The organism is Gordonia aichiensis, assembly GCF_039946255.1.
In the GTDB taxonomy this organism is placed as follows: Bacteria; Actinomycetota; Actinomycetes; order Mycobacteriales; family Mycobacteriaceae; genus Gordonia; species Gordonia aichiensis_A.
The window spans coordinates 116052-131884 of record NZ_JBCDWL010000011.1 but is presented as its reverse complement, the minus strand read 5'-3'; the positions used below and the strand labels follow the sequence as shown (position 1 = coordinate 131884).

The following is a 15833-nucleotide window of genomic DNA, read 5'->3' as shown; positions in this document are numbered from 1 at the left end:
GCGAGAGTCATCGCGAACGCTACGAGACGGCACTGACATTCTCAGGCGGCCTTCTCAGGCGGTCATTGCACCGGCGCCGCCGGACGCGCCTGCGCGGTCTGATCGACCGTGCCGATCGGGCGCGGAACGTTGACCACCAGGGCGGCGACCACGGCGACGACGGCGAGGATTCCCGCGGCGACGAGGAAGCCCAGGCTCTGCCCGTGGACGAGGGCCAGATCCTTGAGTCGCATGGCGTCTGCGGGGCCTCTGACCGTGCCGCGCTCGGCCGTGACGTACGCGGCCGCCGCATTCGCCGCTACCGTGTTCAACAATGCGGTCCCGATCGCTCCGCCGACCTGCTGGGAGGTGTTGACCATCGCCGAGGCGACCCCCGCGTCGTGCGGTTGCACGCCGTAGGTCGCCAGGTTGATCGAAGACATGAACACCGTGCCCATTCCGGTGCCGAGCAGGAGCAGCGCCGGGAAGACCACCGACCAGTATCGGGTCGAATCCGCGGAGATCTGAGTGAGCAGGAGCATTCCGCAGCCGCCGAGGAAGGCGCCGGGCGCCATCAGGTACCGCGGCGGAACGCGGGTGATGAGCCGGGCCGCGATCTGTGTGGAGCCGATCAGCATCCCGAAGACCATCGGCAGGAAGGCGACGCCGGCGCTCAACGGCGTGTAGTGGTGGACCACCTGCATGTACAGGGTCAGGAACAGGAATGAGCCGAACATCGCGATCACCGACAGTGCGACGGTGAGGTACGCGCCGCCGCGGGCCCGGTCGAGGACCACGCGCATCGGTAGCAGCGGGTGCGGACTTCGGGTCTGCCAGGCGACGAAGAGCCCGAGCAGGATCACCGCCGCGACCAGGCACGACACCGTCCCGGTGTCGCCCCAGCTCTTCTCGGCGGCCCGGCCGAGGCCGTAGACGAGCAGCGCCAGCCCGGAGCCGGCGAGCACGACTCCGAGGTAGTCGAGTTCGACGACGTCGTCTGCCGCGCGGGGCGGCTCCTTGATCTCTCGGATCGCGCCCACCAGCGCGACGGCGGCGATGAAGACGTTGATGTACATCGTCCATCGCCAGTCCAGCGTCTGGGTCAGCAGACCACCGAGGAGCAGCCCGACGGCGGCGCCGCCGCCGGCGATGGCGCCGAAGACGCCGAACGCGCGCGCCCGCTCCCGGGGTTCGGTGAACATGACCGTCAGCAACGACAGCGCCGCAGGCGCCAGCAGTGCGCCGAACGCTCCCTGCAGGGCGCGAGCGCCGAAGAGCATCCCCTCGCTGACGGCCGCACCGCCGATCGCCGACGCCGTGGCGAAGCCGATCAGGCCGAGGATGAGGGCCCGACGGCGCCCCCACAGGTCGGCGATCCGGCCGCCGAACAGCAGCAGGCCGCCGAAGGCCAGCGCATAGGCGGTGATGACCCACTGCTGATCGGCGTCGCTGATGCCGAGGTCCTGCTTCGCGTCGGGCAGGGCGATGTTGACGACGGTGCCGTCCAGGACCACCATCAGCTGCGCCAGGCAGATGAAGACGAGCGCCTTCCAGCGCCGGGGATCGGGACTCACGCTCTCGCCTGCGTTCGAAGACATCAACGCCCGCTCGATTCATTCGACGTCGTGCAGTTTCGCACTCCAAAGTAGTCCTCTGCCGGCGCGCGGGGAAGAACGCGGCAACCGACGACGTTGACGAAGACGTGCCAGATTCTCGCCCCAGCATCGTCCTCGAGGTCCGCGACGCGGTCGCGGCGATCGAGCCGGGCACGGTCGTCTCCTACGGGGACCTCGGCAGGCGGCTCGGGATCGGTCCGCGCCAGGTGGGCCGAGCGATGGGGCTGCTCGATGCGGGGGTGCCGTGGTGGCGCGTGGTCCGCGCCGACGGCACGCCTGCCTCGTGCCACGGCGGGCAGGCGCCGGTGCTGCTCGCTCGGGAGGGCGTGCCGATGAAGGGGCGCCGCGTCGACATGCGTCGCGCACACCGCCCCGCCGAATGAGTCGACCCACCGAATATTCGGTGGACACCGTGATTCCCACGCTGCCATCGTGAACCGATGGATCGGAATCTCGCCCTGGTGCTCGGCGGTGGCGGCGCCGCCGGGAATGCGTGGGAGATCGGCGTCGTCGCCGGACTGGCCGAAGCCGGGTTCGACCTGACTCGTGAAGCGGACCTCATGATCGGCACGTCGGCGGGCGCCACCTCGGCCGCACAGCTGCGAAGCGGGGTCCCGGTCTCGGACCTGCTGGCATCAGCCCTGGCACCGCCGCCAAGCCAGGCCTCTTCGCCGACGCCCGCCGCGGGCGAGACACGACCGCCGGCCCTGCCGCTGCCGGAGATCGTCGCCCGTATGCGGGCGATCTCGGAGGCGGCCGCCTCGGCCGACGACATCGCGCGCGGGATGGGCGAGTTCGGCTTGGCGGCCGACGCGGTCATCGGCTCCGGTGCCGCGCTGCGCCGGGCGACCGTCGCCGCCCGATTCACCGGCGACGACTGGCCCGATCGTCCCACGATGATCACCGCCGTCGACGCGCACACCGGTGAGTTCACGGTCTTCGACGGAACCGACGACACCGGTCTGGTGGATGCGGTGACCGCCAGCTGTGCGCTGCCGGGACTGGCCCCGACTCACGTGATCGGCGGCCGCCATTACATCGACGGCGGTGTGCGGTCGAGCGAGAACGCCGACCTGGCCGCGGGATACGACGTCGTGGTGATCCTCGCCCCGTTGAGCGGCCGGCCCGAGAACGCCGACCCCGGCCGCGGATTCGAGGGGCTGCGCCGATCGCGCGCGTGGGGAACGGAGTTGTCCGGTCAGGTCGACGCGCTGCGCGAGGCGGGCAGCCGAGTGGAGCTGGTCGTCCCCGACGCGTCGGCGCGAGCCGCGATGGGCGCGAACATGATGAATCCGGCGGCCCGGGCCCCGGCCGCGCGGGCGGGGTACGACCAGGGCCGTCGGGAGGCGACCAGGTTCAGGCCAGCATGTCCTTGATCATCGGCACGACCTTCTCGCCGTAGAGTCCGATCGACTCCTGGTGAGCCGAATGCTGCACCGGCTGATCGTATTTCAGGTCGAAGCGGTCGACGCCCAGGGTTTTGACGGTGGCCGCGATGCGGGTCGCGACCGTCTCGGGCGAACCGACGTACAGGGCGCCGGTCTCGACCTCACGCTCGAAGTCGTCCGGTCGCGGCGCCGGCCAACCCCGCTCCTTGCCCATCTTCTCTCGCATCGCGAACCAGCCGTCGCGCACCAGGCTCCGCGCGGCCTCGTCGGTCTCGGCGACCAGCCCCGGCGAGTGCACCGCGACCGGCCGGCGTTCGACGCCGAACTCGTCCTGAGCGCGCTCGAACAGGTCGACGTATCCGGCGAACCGTTCGGCGGGACCGCCGATGATCGCCAGGAACAGCCCGAAGCCGTAGCGTGCGGTCCGCACCACCGATTCCGGGCTGCCGCCGACCCCGACCCACGCGGTGACGCCGCCCGCAGTGGTCGGGTAGACCCGCTGGTCGGTCAGCGGGGCGCGCGTGGTGCCGCGCCAGGTGACCGGCTCCTCCTTCAGCAGCTCCGAGAGGAGTTCGAGCTTCTCTTCGAACAGCACCTCGTAGTCGCGGAGGTCGTAGCCGAACAGCGGAAACGACTCGGTGAACGATCCGCGGCCGGCGACGATCTCGGCGCGACCGTCCGACAGCGCGTCGAGGGTGGCGAAGCGCTCGTAGACGCGCACCGGATCGTCGGAGCTCAGGACGGTCACCGCGGAACCCAGTCGGATCCGTTCGGTGCGCGCGGCGATGGCCGCCAGCACCATCTCCGGACTGGACACCGCGTAGTCGGGGCGGTGATGCTCCCCGAGACCGAAGAAGTCCAGGCCCGACCGATCGGCGAGGACGGCGTCGTCGACGAGATCACGGATGACCCGGGGATGCGGCACCGGGCGGCCGTCGGCATCGCGGGTGACGCCGCCGAACGTGTCCAGTCCGAATTCGATGTTCTTCACGTCTCGAGGAACCACCGGCGTCCCGGGAAGATTCCCGGGACGCCGCCCGCGGTCAGGCGTTGACGCGCGCCGCGGCGCCCGCGTCGACCGGGAGGACGGTGCCGGTGATGTGCGAGCTGGCCTCGGCCGCGAAGAACAGCACGGCCCTCGTCACCTCTTCGGGCTCGATGAAGGGCACGGGCTGACCGTGCAGCATCGCGAACACCGGTTCGACGTCGGCGCGAGTCGGGGCGTCGAGGTCGGGCCGGACCACCTTGTACATGTAGTCGTTGTGGATCATCGGCGTCGAGATGTTGCCCGGTGCGATCGCATTGACGGTGATGCCGTGCGCGGCCAGGTCCAGAGCGGCGCTCTTGGTCATGCCGATGACTCCCCATTTGGACGCCCCGTACGCGGCCATGCCCTGGGCCGCGCTGCGCCCGAGCATCGAGGAGATCGTCACGATGCGTCCGTAGCCGCGCTCGACCATGCCCGGCGCCACCGCCGCGACGGTGTGGAAGACACCGGTCAGGTTCGAGCCGATGACCTCTTCCCAGACCTCGCTCGGCAGGTCGTTGATCGGTCCGCCGACCGAGACACCGGCATTGGCGACGGCGATGTCGACGCGGCCGAGTTCGCGTTCGGCGCGGGCGACGAGCTCGTCGATCGCCGCGCGGTCGGAGGTGTCGGCCTTCGCCGCCACACAGCGTCGGCCGGTCGCCTCCACCAGGCGCACGGTCTCGGCGAGATCGTCCTCGGTCGCCAGCGGGTACGGCACCGCATCGCTGTTCTCGCAACGGTCGCAGATCACCACGTCGGCGCCGCGCTCGGCGAAGGCCAGCGCATGCGCCCGGCCCTGCCCGCGCGCCGCTCCGGTCACCAGCGCCACGCGATTCGTGAAGTCGTCCATGCCATCTCCTGATTGCCGATTCGGTCGTCACCTGTACGCAACACCGGCGTCCGACGTCCGTCGAGGAACGGTTCCGCTCAGCGGGAGGTCGGGCTTGCCGTGGAGTCTAGGGCACCGGGAGCAGGCCCGTCCGAGGAAGATCGGGGCGCAGCTGGAAGATTCGGATGGTCCGCGCGGGGAGCCGATAGGGTTGGCCCCATGCCGACCCCTCGCGTGCGTATCGACAAGCAGACCCCGAGTGCGTACCGGGCACTGGTGGCTGTCTCGACGAAGGTCGCCGCCGCGGCCGAGGACGCGGGGCTGAGCCGATCGGTGATCGAGCTGGTGAACATGCACTGCTCGCAGATCAACGGGTGCGCCTTCTGTCTGAGCGTGCACCGGGAGGATGCGGTGGCCGCGGGTCTGACCGAGCAGCAGCTCGCCGTCCTGCCTGCGTGGCGCGACGCGCCGAATCTGTACACCGACGAGATGCGGGCGGCGCTGGAGCTGGCCGAGATGGTGACCTCGCTCCCCGATCACGACGCCGCCGACTGCGCCTACGAGCGTGCCGCCGACGTGCTCGACGCCGCCCAGATCTCGGCGGTCATCTGGGCGGCGACATCGATCAACGCCTTCAACCGGGTGTCGATCCTGAGCCGCTACAACGTGCATCCGCGGCCGTGAGCCGCGCCCGCGCGATCGCCGTCGGCGGCGCGGTCTCTTGGTGAAGATTAAGTGACACCGCCTATCCTCACTCTCGATGATTACTCCAGAGGAACCGGCCACGCACAGATACTCGGTCATCGCCGCGGTCGCCGGTCTGATCGCCGTCGTCGCCGCTCTGGCCACCGCGTTCCTCCCGGTCGACGAGCAGTCCGCGTCGTTCTCCTGGCCCGCGAACAGCCCCGCATTCCAGGGGCCCGCATCGCAGCCCTCAGTGGTGGCGCCGCTGGTCACGCAGACCGCGCGCGGTCTGCGGGTGAGCGTGGGATGCCCGGTGCTTCGGCAGGCGGCGGCGGGCAACACGGACACGGTCGTCGTCGCCACGGCGCCGTCGAACGCACCTCGCGAGGTGCGCAACACCGCACTGTTCATCACCGCCGGGCACGGCGGTGCGAAGGTGACGCTGCGCAACGCGGTGCTCGCGAGCGCCGATGCACCCGCGCTGGCCGCCTGCAGCACGCTCGAGTTCTGGGCCTCTGACACCGATCTGGGTGCCCAGTTCGCCGGCGCCGGAGCAGCGGTGCGCGGCGATCCGGCTACGCGGCCGACGGTCGCCGGCGTCTTCACCGATCTCGACGGCGCCGCGGTGGCTCGGTCGGCGGACCAGCTCGCCGTGCACGTCGACGTCGACAACGGCTTCGCGGTGAGTCGCACTCCGCTCAAGACCGCGGTGATCGTGATCGGTGTCGTCGCCGCCCTGATCTCGTTGCTGGCCCTCGGCCTGCTCGATGCGGCCGCCCGACGGTCCTCGCCGAATCGTCGTCGGCGCTTCGGGTTCGGCCGGCTGCCGACTCTGCGGGCGGCGGATGCGGTCGTCACCGCGACCCTGGTCGTCTGGCACTTCCTCGGTGCCGGCACCTCCGACGACGGCTACATCGCGGTGATGGGTCGCAATGCCTCCGACGCGGGCTACCTGTCGGACTACTACCGGTACTTCGGCGTCCCCGAGGCTCCCTTCGACTGGTACTACTCGTTCCTGTCGCACTGGGGGACGATCAGCGCCGCGGGGATCTGGATGCGGCTTCCCGCCCTGGTCGCGGGTCTGGTGTCGTGGCTCATCCTGAGCCGGGTCATCCTGCCCCGGCTGGGCGCCGCGGTCGGCCGGTCGCGCTGGGCGGTCCTGACCGGAGCCGCTGTCTTCGTCGCCTTCTGGATCGCGTTCTGCAGCGGACTGCGACCCGAGCCGATCATCGTGCTCGGCTCGCTGGTGACCTGGTGGCTGGTGGAGTCCGCCATCGCGACCCGCCGACTGCTCCCCGCCGCAGCGGCCGCCTTCACCGCGCTGCTCACCCTGGCGACGGGCCCGCAGGGCGTCATCGCCGTCGCCGTGCTGATCGCCGGTTCACGTCCGATGCTCCGCATCGCCCGCGCCTCGCGCCGCACCCACGGATCGATCGCCCGGTTCGCTCCGTTCGGGGCCGCCGTGGCCCTGGCGGTCTTCGTGGTCTTCCGCACGCAGTCCGTCGGCGGTGTCGTCGACTCGCTGCGCGTCCGTCTCGAGGTCGGCCCCGCGCTGTCGTGGTACCAGGAGCTGATGCGCTACTACTTCCTGACGCTGGGAACGCCGGACGGCGCACTCGCCCGCCGGGTGCCGGTCCTGCTGCTGATCGTCGCCGTGGCGTTGACCATGACGCTGATGATGCGTCGCGGTCGGTTGTCGGGCTTCGCACGCGGCCCGATCTGGCGGTTGATCGGCACCGTCCTGATCACCGTGGCGCTCCTGTCGTTCGTCCCCGCCAAGTGGACGACCCAGTTCGGGATCTTCGCCGGCGTCGCAGCGGCGGCGGCCGCCGTCGCCACCGCCGCGATGATCGAGGTGGGCGCCCGCTCGCCGCGCATTCTGTGGACGTACCTGACGGTCCTGGTGGGCGCGTGCGCGGTGGCGGCCGCGGGCGACAACGCCTGGGGCTGGGGCTACGACTACGGCATCGCGTGGTTCGACAAGGCGCCGGTGCTCGCGGGCCGGCCGCTCTCGACGCTGCTCCTGGGGCTGACCGGAGTCTCCTTCGCGGTGCTGATCTGGGTCTGTGTCCGCCCCGGCGGTCACCGCCCGAGCGAGGCGGTCGTACGCCGCCGTCGAGCCCTCGCCGCCCTGCCCGCCCTCCTCATCGCCGCCGGGCTCGTCCTGGCCGAGTTCGCGCTCTTCGGGAAGGCAGCCGTCGGTCGCACCGACACGTACACCCCGCTGAGCGCCAATCTCCGCGCGCTGACCGGCAGCACGTGCGGCATGGCCGACCGGGTCCTGGTGGAACGGAACCCGAACCGCGGCATGCTGCGGCCGATCGGCACCGACGACGTCGCAAAGGCGTTGGCGGGCCGATCCACCGGCTTCACCGCAGACGGCGTCGCGACCGACCTGACTCCCGAGCCGATCCGGTTGGGCGCCGGAACCATCCGAACCGCCCACCCGGGGAGCTCCTATGCCGCCAAGGGCGCCCCCGCAGGCACCACGGGCGGCTACGGCCGCACGACGGTGAACGGCTCCCGCGCCGCGCTCCCGTTCGGCCTCGATCCGGCGACCACCCCGGTACTGGGCAGTTACGGCTTCGACAACGGGACCGCCACGCTCACCTCCGACTGGTTCGCCCTGCCCGCACGGGATGCATCCCCGCTGATCGTCATCACCGCCGCCGGTTCGATCTTCTCGATCGGCCCGGACGGGGCGCCGACCGGCGGCCGCGAGCTCAAGGTCGAGTTCGGCGCCGATCGCGGCGGAGCGTTCGTGCCGGTCGGTGAGCCGATGATCCCGATCGATCCGGGTCCGGATCACCCGAACCGGCCGTGGCGCAATCTGCGGATCCCGATGGCCGACGTCCCGGCCGGTGCCACCGCGATGCGGATCACGGCCGTCGACGCCAACCTGAACCCCGACGAATGGCTGGCGATCACGCCGCCGCGCGCACCGCGACTGTCGACCCTGCAGCAGGTCGTCGGCTCGCACGCGCCGGTCCTGCTCGACCTGTCGGTCGGCAGCCAGTTCCCGTGCCAGCAGCCGGTCACCGCTCACGACGGCGTCTACACCGTTCCCGAGTGGCGGATCACGCCTGATCGCGCCACCACGTTCTCCAAGTCGAAGAGCTGGCAGGCGGCGTCTGCGGGCGGCATCCTGGCCGTCCCCGAATCCCTCACCACCGCTTCGACTGTCGCGACTTACCTCGAGAACGACTGGTACCGGGACTGGGGCACCCTCCTCGAACTGGATCCGCTGGTGCCGGGTGCGAAACCGGCCGCGCTGACCACCACGACGACGCGTCGCCCCGGCTGGCACCTGCCCAGCACGATCCTGACCGGAGATCTCGATGACTGACCCGCACACCCCGGCGGAACCGACCGCGACGGAGAACGGCGTCCGGGACGCAGTGGACAAGCGGCGGCCGACGCCGCGCGCCGTGGCCGTCGCCAAGGTGGTCGCCGTCGTGGCCGGCCTCATCGGCATCGCGGCGGCGGTGGCGGCCCCCTTCCTCCCGGTGACCTACACCGATCCCGAGATCCGATGGCCGCAGGCGAGCGTCGCGGGCGCCGAACCGACGGTGACGAATGTCGCCGCCCCGAACGTCGCCTTCAATCCCCTCTCATTGGACGCCGCGGTGCCGTGTTCGCTCGCCGCGCTCCTGCCGGCCGACGGCGGCGTGCTGCTCTCGACGGTTCCCAAGACCGGCGTCGACGCACGCAAGGTGGGGCTCTTCGTCACGGCGACGCACGACAATCTGCTGGTGACGCAGCGCAATGCGGTGCTGATGACGGTTCCGCGCGCACCCGCGCAGGCCTCGGCCGACTGCCGCATCGTGATTCACGCCGACACCTCCGGCATTCGCGGCGGCGTCGAGGGCTTCGCCGCCCAGGATGCGAGCTTCGACGTGTCGGATCCGAATGCGCGGCCGCAGATCATCGGCGTCTACACCGACCTGCCCGCCACCGCGCCGACCGCCGGCCTGCACTTCCGATCGACCGTGGACACGCGGTTCAGCACCAGCCCGACCCCGCTCAAGCGGACCCTGTTGATCGTCGGCGTGCTGGCGACGCTCGCGTCGATCCTCGCGCTGGGCGTGCTCGACGCCCGCGACGGCCGACGCGGTCTGCGGATCCTGCCGCGCCGCTGGTGGCGTCCGACGTTTCTCGACGCCTTCGTCACCGCGGTGCTGCTGGTCTGGTTGATGATCGGCGGCAACACCGCCGACGACGGATACCAGGTCACCGTCGGTCGGGTCGCCCCCGGCGCCGGATACCTGGACAACTACTACCGCTACTTCGGCGTCCCGCAGGACCCCTTCGGCTGGCATTACCAGTATCTGGCGAAGTGGATGGAGGTCAGCACCGCCGTTCCGTGGCTGCGACTGCTGCCCTTCCTGTTCGCGATCGCCGGCTGGTTCCTGATCAGTCGGGCCGCCATCCCGCGGCTGGGCCGCACCGTCAACTCGTCGTCGGTGGCCCGGTGGGCGGCCGCTCTGGCCTTCCTCGCCGTGTGGCTGCCGTTCAACAACGGACTGCGCGTGGAGCCCGCGATCGCCGTCGGCATCCTGCTCACCTGGGTGCTGGTGGAACGCTCGATCGCCACCGGCCGCCTGGTTCCGTTCGCACTCGGCATCGTCGCCGCAGCGTTCACCCTGACGATCCATCCGGTCGGTGCGGTGGCCGCCGTCGCCCTGGTGGCCGCGCTCGGCCCGATCCTCAAACGCCTCGGCTACCGGCGTCGTCGCGACGGTCTGGCACCGGTCGTGATGCCGCTGCTGGCCGCCGGTCTGGCCGTCCTGTACGAGATCTTCGCCGATCAGCCGCTGGGCGCGATCATGGAAGGCGTCAAGGCGCAGGGTGTCGTCGGCCCCACCAACAGCTGGTGGACCGAGGCGATGCGCTACTACATCCTGCTCAACCCGACGCCCGACGGGTCCATCGCCCGGCGGGTCGGCATCTTCGTCACGATCCTGGCGACCGTCCTGGTGGTGCTGGTCCTGATCCGCAAGCACGGCGTCCCGGGGGTCGCGACCGCCGCGGTGTGGCGGCTGCTGGCGATGACCGCGGGCGCGGTCGCGGTCCTGGCGTTCGTGCCGACCAAGGCCACCCACCAGATGGGGATCTTCGCCACGCTGGCCGGCGTGCTGGCGGCGGTCGCCACCGCCTTCCTGCAGCCGGCGGTGATCCGCCGTCGCTGCAACCGGACCTTCTTCGCCGCGGCCGCCGCCTACGCCCTCGCGGTGGCCTTCGCCGGCCGCAATCAATGGTGGTACGTCGGCAGCTACGGCATCCCGTGGGCCGACGACACGCCGCATCTGCGCGGCATCGGCCTGTTCTGGCCGATCTTCGTCGTCGCCGTCGCATTGACGGCCCTCGGCCTGTGGCAGTACTACCGCGACGATCGTGCCGTGCCGGGGATCGACGGGGCAGGGTTCGACGGGGCGGGGATCGACACGGCAGGGATCGTCGAGCCGAGTCGTCGTCGAGTGACCGCCGAACGGTTGCCGATGTATTCGCTGGTCATCGTGTCGGCGGTGATCCTGCTGTTCACGATGGTCTCGTTCGGCAAGGCCGCCCGCACGCAGGCCGAGTCGTGGAGCTGGGCCGGCTCGAACATCGCCTCCCTGCAGGGCAGGCCGTGCGCGCTGGCCGACGCGGTGCTCGTCGAGGCCGACCCGAACGACGGCCTGCTGGTCCCGGCACCGCTGCCCGGCCAGTCCGGAACCGACCCGGGGCGCGCCCTGGCCGGCGGGTCCACGCCGCCGGAAGGCTTCTCCCCCAACGGAGTTCCGTCGCATCTGGAGACCTCCGAGACCGAGGGCTCCGGCTCCACCGGAACCACCGCGGCGACCGGCGGCGTCGACGCCCATCCCTCGCAGACGCCGAACGGCACGACGACGGGCGACTCGACGACCGGCGACTCCAGCACCGACTCGACCGTGTCCGACACCAGCGGCGGCACCACGCGCACCCGCGGGGTGAACGGCTCGAGGGTGAAGCTGCCCTTCGGGCTCGATCAGCGGCGCGTGCCGGTCCTCGGCACGTACGGCAGTCCGACCGGCCGCGGCACGCTCACCTCGGACTGGTACCGGCTGCCCCCGCGTTCGCCCGACCGTCCGCTGGTCACCGTCTCGGTCGCCGGGCAGATCGAGTCGATCGACGAGCTCGCCGTCCGCCACGACGGTCAGCGCGTCCGGTTGGAGGCCGGCCGGGTCGCCCCGGACGGCGCCGTGACGACCGTGGCCTCGCTGACCCCGTTCGACGCGGGCGGCGCACCCGAGTGGCGCAATCTGCGCTTCCCGATGGATCAGATCCCGGGCGGTGCGAGCGTGGTCCGGATCGTCGCCGAGGACACCTCCCCCGGCAACGACTCGTGGCTCGCGGTGACGCCGCCGCGGGCGTCGCAGTTGATCACGCTGAACGAGCTGGTCGGCAGCCGGGCGCCGGTGCTGCTCGACTGGGAGGTCGCGTTCGCGTTCCCGTGCCAGCGGCCCGCCGCGGTGGTGCACGGGGTGCTGGAGACCCCGCAGTGGCGCATCACGCCCGACGCCGTCGGCGAGCGGGTGAACTCGGCGCGCTGGATGGCCGGCGATTACGGCGGGCCGCTCGGCATCACCGAGAACGAGCTGCGACCGACCGAGGTGCCCGCCTATCTGAAGAACGATTGGGCGCGCGACTGGGGTTCGTTGCAGCGGTACTCTCCCCTGCTGCCGCAGCGTGAGGCCGAGCTGACGTTCACCGAGCAGTCGCACGGCGGTCTGTGGTCGCCGGGACCGATGCGGGTGATCCGGAACTGACGAAACGCCGCAGGCCCCGGGCCGACGCCCCGGGGCCTGCGCGCGCAGTCACCGAAGGACGCGCTCGATGCTCTCGGCCGGATCGAGGTCGAGGCGCCGCAGCAGCTGCGAGTTGAGTGCGACGACCACGGTGGACGCCGACATGAGGATCGCGCCGACGCTCATCGGCATGACGAACCCGATCGGGGCCAGGACTCCCGCGGCCAGCGGGACCGACACCAGATTGTAGCCGGCCGCCCACCAGAGGTTCTGCTTCATCTTCCGGTAGCCCGCACGCGAGAGCTCGATCACCGAGAGCACCGATCGGGGATCCGAACCGGCCAGGATGACTCCGGCGGAGGCGATCGCGACGTCGGTGCCCGCACCGATCGCGATGCCGACGTCGGCTCCGGCCAGCGCGGGAGCGTCGTTGACGCCGTCGCCGACCATCGCGACGACGCGGCCCTCCGCCTGGAGTTCGGCGACGGCGTCCGCCTTGTCCTCCGGCCGGACCTGCGCGTACACGCGGTCGACGCCGAGTTCGGCGGCGACCGATCGAGCGACCGCCTCGGCGTCCCCGGTGATCATGACCACCTGGACGCCGAGCTCGTGGAGAGCGGCGACGGTGTCGCGCGACTCCGGCCGGATGTCGTCGGCCAGTGCCAGCGCACCGATCACCCGACCGTCGACGACGACGTGCAGGATGATCGCGCCGTCGGCGCGCCACCGGTCGGCGACCGGAAGTTCGGCCGCGCCGCGCATCTCGAGCAGCCGCGGACCGCCGACCTCGACGCGTCGCCCGTCCACCATCGCCGCGACACCGGTCGCCGGCTCGGAGGTGAAGTCGGTGGCGCCGGCCATCTCGAGGCCGCGTCGCACCGCGCCGTCGACGATCGCCCTCGCCAGCGGGTGTTCGCTGTCGGATTCGGCGGCGGCCGCCGCTGCCAGCACCTCGTCGTCGGTCCAGCCGGCGACGGCGCTCACGTCGATCACGGTCGGTGCGCCCTTGGTCAGCGTGCCGGTCTTGTCGAACAGGACCGTGTCGACCGATCGCATCCGTTCGAGCGCGAGACGGTCCTTGACCAGCACTCCGCCGCGAGCGGCGCGTTCGGTGGCGATGGAGACCACGAGCGGGATCGCCAGTCCGAGGGCGTGCGGGCACGCGATGACGAGCACGGTGATCACTCGGATCACGGCGGTGTCGGGCATGCCCAGAGCCACCCACACCACCGCCGTGAGCGCGGCCGCGCCGAGGGCGAACCAGAACAGCCAGCCCGCCGCTCGATCGGCGAGGCGCTGTGCCTTCGACGAGGACGACTGCGCGTCGGCCACCAGGCGGGCGATGCCCGCCAGGGCCGTCTGATCGCCGACGGCGGTGACCTCTACCCGCAGTCCGGAGTCGGTGGCGACGGTGCCTGCGACCACGGCGTCGCCCGGGCCGCGCGACACGGCCCGCGATTCCCCGGTGACCATCGACTCGTCGACGGCCGCCTGCCCTTCGACGACGGTGCCGTCGGCCGGAATCGCGGCGCCGGGACGGATCAGGACCACATCACCGAGTCGCAGATCGCTCGGGGCGACGCTGCGCACGCGGTCGCCGTCGACCACCTCGGCTTCGTCGGGCAGCAGTGCCGCCAGCGAGTCGAGCGCCGAGTTCGTCTGCGCGAGCGAGGCCATCTCGATCCAGTGCCCCAGCAGCATGATGACGACCAGCAGTGCCAGCTCCCACCAGAAGCTCAGCTCGTGGCTCAGCAGTCCGATCGCCGAACCCCAGGACGAGACGAAGGCGACGCTGATCGCCAGGCCGATGAGGAGCATCATGCCGGGCTTGCGGGCGCGGAGCTCGTCGACGGCGCCGGTGAGGAAGGGTCGGCCGCCCCAGAGGTAGACGACGGTGCCCAGGATCGGCGAGATCCATCGCGCCCAGCCTGGCACCTCGTAGCGCAGCAGGTCGGCGAACATCGGGTCGAAGGCGACGACCGGGACGGCCAGCACCACCATGACCCAGACCAGTCGCCGGAACACGGCCACGTGGTCGGCGCCGTGCTCGTCGTGGCCTGCGTGCTCGTCATGCGAGCCGTGCGCCTCATGCCCGGTTCCGGGCATCGGATCGACCGTCGATTCGTCGGCGACGGAGCCGTGCTTGTGCGTTTCCATGCCCCGACCGTATACCCCTATGGGGTATACGGCAAGGGTGTTCGCCGACACGGGTCTGACCGATCTAGGCTGATCCGGTCATGACTGCCTCCACCTGGATCGCGCTGCTCGGCGCCTGCCTGCTCATCAGCGTCACGCCGGGCGCGGGCGCGATCAACACCATGAACAACGCCCTCAACGTGGGCTTTCGCCGATCACTGTGGGGCATCGGCGGCCAGCAGGCCGCGCTCCTGATCCAGCTGGTCGTCGTGGCGGCAGGCCTCGGCCTCGTGGTCGCGAACTCGCCCGTCGCCTTCGCCGTCATCAGGTACGTCGGCGCCGCCTATCTGATGTACCTGGGCATCGCCCAGTTCCGCCGCGAACCCGTCCCCGCCGACGCCCCCGACGCGGCCGACCCCGACGCCGTCGACGCCGAGTCCGGCACTGCGATGTTCGTCCGCGGCCTGTGGGTCAATCTGCTGAACCCGAAGGCGATCGTCTTCCTCGTCGCGTTCATCCCGGGCTTCGTCCGCCCCGAACGCGATCTGCTGGTGCAGTACTCGCAGATCGGCGTCACGATCGTCGCCGTCGACGTCCTCATCATGTGGTTCTTCTTCGCGCTCGTCGGCCAGACCTTCCGCCGCATCAGCGGCACCGCGCGCGGACAGCGCCGCATCAATCGACTGTTCGGCGTCTTGTTCATCGCGGTCGGCGTCATGCTGGCCGTACTCTGACCGGCCGACAGTCCCGAACGACTGCCCCGTCGGGCGTCCGAATGGTCGTGTCCGCACCGTGTGACAGACTGGACTCAGGCAGTCGTCGCGGAGCCTGACCGCCCGCGAGAGCTTCAGAACGGTGTGACGGGGGTGCACGTGTTGGGAATCGTCCTACTGGTGATCGGTGGCGTCGGCCTCGTGCTGGTGCTGTTGTCACTGCTGGGACTGGACGTCGGCGACATCGACATCGACCTCGGCGACTCCGGGGCCGGCCTCCTGTCGCTCCTGACCCCGTTCGCGACCGGCTTCGGTCTGCTGGCGGGCGGGCTGCTGACCTTCACCGACACCGCCACCTGGTTGGCGCTGCTCGTCGGGCTGATCGCCGGTCTGATGCTCTCGCTCGCCGCCGTTGTCGTCCTCGGCTATCTCGTCGGGTCGGAGGAGGAGCTGCCGTCCATCGAGTACCTCGGCTCAGGGGTGCGGGTCGTCGAACCGGTCTCCCCCGGACGGTTCGGTGTCGGCGAGGTCCAGACGCCGCTCGGCGCCCAGCAGATCAGCATCACGTGCGACGAGCCCCTCCCGCACAATGCCCGCGCCGTGGTCATCGAGAAGGTCGCCGACCACGACGGATACCTCGTCGCGCCCGTCACCCTGACCGACTGACCTCCCCAGCGATCTCATCCGGTTC

General features: G+C 70.9%; 11 protein-coding genes. 7 read left to right on the top strand and 4 right to left on the bottom strand.

Annotated features, from left to right (window positions below; genetic code table 11):
- Window positions 1-62 precede the first annotated feature (62 nt).
- On the bottom strand, window positions 63-1577 hold the full coding sequence (locus AAFO60_RS14130; protein ID WP_347956851.1) for an MFS transporter: 1515 nt from the start codon (window positions 1575-1577) through the stop codon (window positions 63-65).
- Window positions 1578-1681: 104 nt separating this feature from the next.
- Between AAFO60_RS14130 and AAFO60_RS14125 the strand changes: the two genes are divergently transcribed.
- Both AAFO60_RS14125 and AAFO60_RS14120 read left to right on the top strand, forming a co-directional pair.
- On the top strand, window positions 1682-1978 hold the full coding sequence (locus tag AAFO60_RS14125) for an MGMT family protein (protein WP_347956850.1): 297 nt from the start codon (window positions 1682-1684) through the stop codon (window positions 1976-1978).
- Window positions 1979-2035: 57 nt separating this feature from the next.
- Entirely contained in the window at window positions 2036-2971 is a 936-nt protein-coding gene (locus AAFO60_RS14120) for a patatin-like phospholipase family protein (protein ID WP_347956849.1), read from the top strand.
- On the opposite strand, the gene AAFO60_RS14115 is transcribed toward AAFO60_RS14120, so the two are convergent.
- Window positions 2952-3974 carry an Atu2307/SP_0267 family LLM class monooxygenase gene (locus AAFO60_RS14115; RefSeq protein ID WP_347956848.1) on the bottom strand — a complete coding sequence of 341 codons (1023 nt, stop codon included), beginning with the start codon at window positions 3972-3974 and terminating at the stop codon, window positions 2952-2954. The two genes, AAFO60_RS14120 and AAFO60_RS14115, sit on opposite strands and share 20 nt — an antisense overlap.
- 52 nt (window positions 3975-4026) lie before the next feature.
- Window positions 4027-4863: a mycofactocin-coupled SDR family oxidoreductase gene (locus AAFO60_RS14110; protein ID WP_347956847.1), complete on the bottom strand. Its 837-nt coding sequence runs from the start codon at window positions 4861-4863 to the stop codon at window positions 4027-4029.
- Window positions 4864-5061: 198 nt separating this feature from the next.
- Here AAFO60_RS14110 and AAFO60_RS14105 point away from each other — a divergent pair, with 198 nt between their 5' ends.
- From AAFO60_RS14105 to AAFO60_RS14095, 3 genes are all read left to right on the top strand, one after another.
- Window positions 5062-5526, top strand: a complete 465-nt coding sequence (locus tag AAFO60_RS14105; RefSeq protein ID WP_347956846.1) for a carboxymuconolactone decarboxylase family protein — start codon at window positions 5062-5064, stop codon at window positions 5524-5526.
- A gap of 76 nt (window positions 5527-5602) precedes the next feature.
- Complete coding sequence (locus AAFO60_RS14100) at window positions 5603-8872, top strand: arabinosyltransferase domain-containing protein (RefSeq protein WP_347956845.1); 3270 nt, start codon at window positions 5603-5605, stop codon at window positions 8870-8872.
- On the top strand, window positions 8865-12314 hold the full coding sequence (locus AAFO60_RS14095) for an arabinosyltransferase domain-containing protein (RefSeq protein ID WP_347956843.1): 3450 nt from the start codon (window positions 8865-8867) through the stop codon (window positions 12312-12314). The genes AAFO60_RS14100 and AAFO60_RS14095 overlap by 8 nt, the downstream gene beginning before the upstream one ends.
- Window positions 12315-12362: 48 nt before the next feature.
- Here the strand turns inward: AAFO60_RS14095 and AAFO60_RS14090 are convergent, their stop codons facing one another.
- The gene (locus AAFO60_RS14090) at window positions 12363-14399 is read right to left on the bottom strand and encodes a heavy metal translocating P-type ATPase (protein WP_347956872.1); all 2037 of its coding nucleotides are present in this window, start codon (window positions 14397-14399) and stop codon (window positions 12363-12365) included.
- A gap of 131 nt (window positions 14400-14530) precedes the next feature.
- On the opposite strand from AAFO60_RS14090, the gene AAFO60_RS14085 reads away from it, so the two are divergent.
- Together AAFO60_RS14085 and AAFO60_RS14080 are read left to right on the top strand one after the other, a co-directional pair.
- A complete protein-coding gene (locus tag AAFO60_RS14085) occupies window positions 14531-15163 on the top strand; it encodes a LysE family transporter (protein ID WP_347956842.1) in 633 nt (210 codons plus the stop codon).
- A gap of 132 nt (window positions 15164-15295) precedes the next feature.
- The gene (locus AAFO60_RS14080) at window positions 15296-15808 is read left to right on the top strand and encodes a hypothetical protein (RefSeq protein ID WP_347956841.1); all 513 of its coding nucleotides are present in this window, start codon (window positions 15296-15298) and stop codon (window positions 15806-15808) included.
- Window positions 15809-15833: the final 25 nt, after the last annotated feature.

What these genes read in the sequence shown, in the direction of transcription:
- AAFO60_RS14130 (WP_347956851.1), bottom strand. Translation starts at nt 1,577, where the DNA reads ATGTCTTCGAACGCAGGCGAGAGCGTGAGTCCCGATCCCCGGCGCTGG.
- AAFO60_RS14120 (WP_347956849.1), top strand. Translation starts at nt 2,036, where the DNA reads ATGGATCGGAATCTCGCCCTGGTGCTCGGCGGTGGCGGCGCCGCCGGG.
- AAFO60_RS14110 (WP_347956847.1), bottom strand. Translation starts at nt 4,863, where the DNA reads ATGGACGACTTCACGAATCGCGTGGCGCTGGTGACCGGAGCGGCGCGC.
- AAFO60_RS14105 (WP_347956846.1), top strand. Translation starts at nt 5,062, where the DNA reads ATGCCGACCCCTCGCGTGCGTATCGACAAGCAGACCCCGAGTGCGTAC.
- AAFO60_RS14100 (WP_347956845.1), top strand. Translation starts at nt 5,603, where the DNA reads ATGATTACTCCAGAGGAACCGGCCACGCACAGATACTCGGTCATCGCC.
- AAFO60_RS14095 (WP_347956843.1), top strand. Translation starts at nt 8,865, where the DNA reads ATGACTGACCCGCACACCCCGGCGGAACCGACCGCGACGGAGAACGGC.
- AAFO60_RS14090 (WP_347956872.1), bottom strand. Translation starts at nt 14,399, where the DNA reads ATGCCCGGAACCGGGCATGAGGCGCACGGCTCGCATGACGAGCACGCA.
- AAFO60_RS14085 (WP_347956842.1), top strand. Translation starts at nt 14,531, where the DNA reads ATGACTGCCTCCACCTGGATCGCGCTGCTCGGCGCCTGCCTGCTCATC.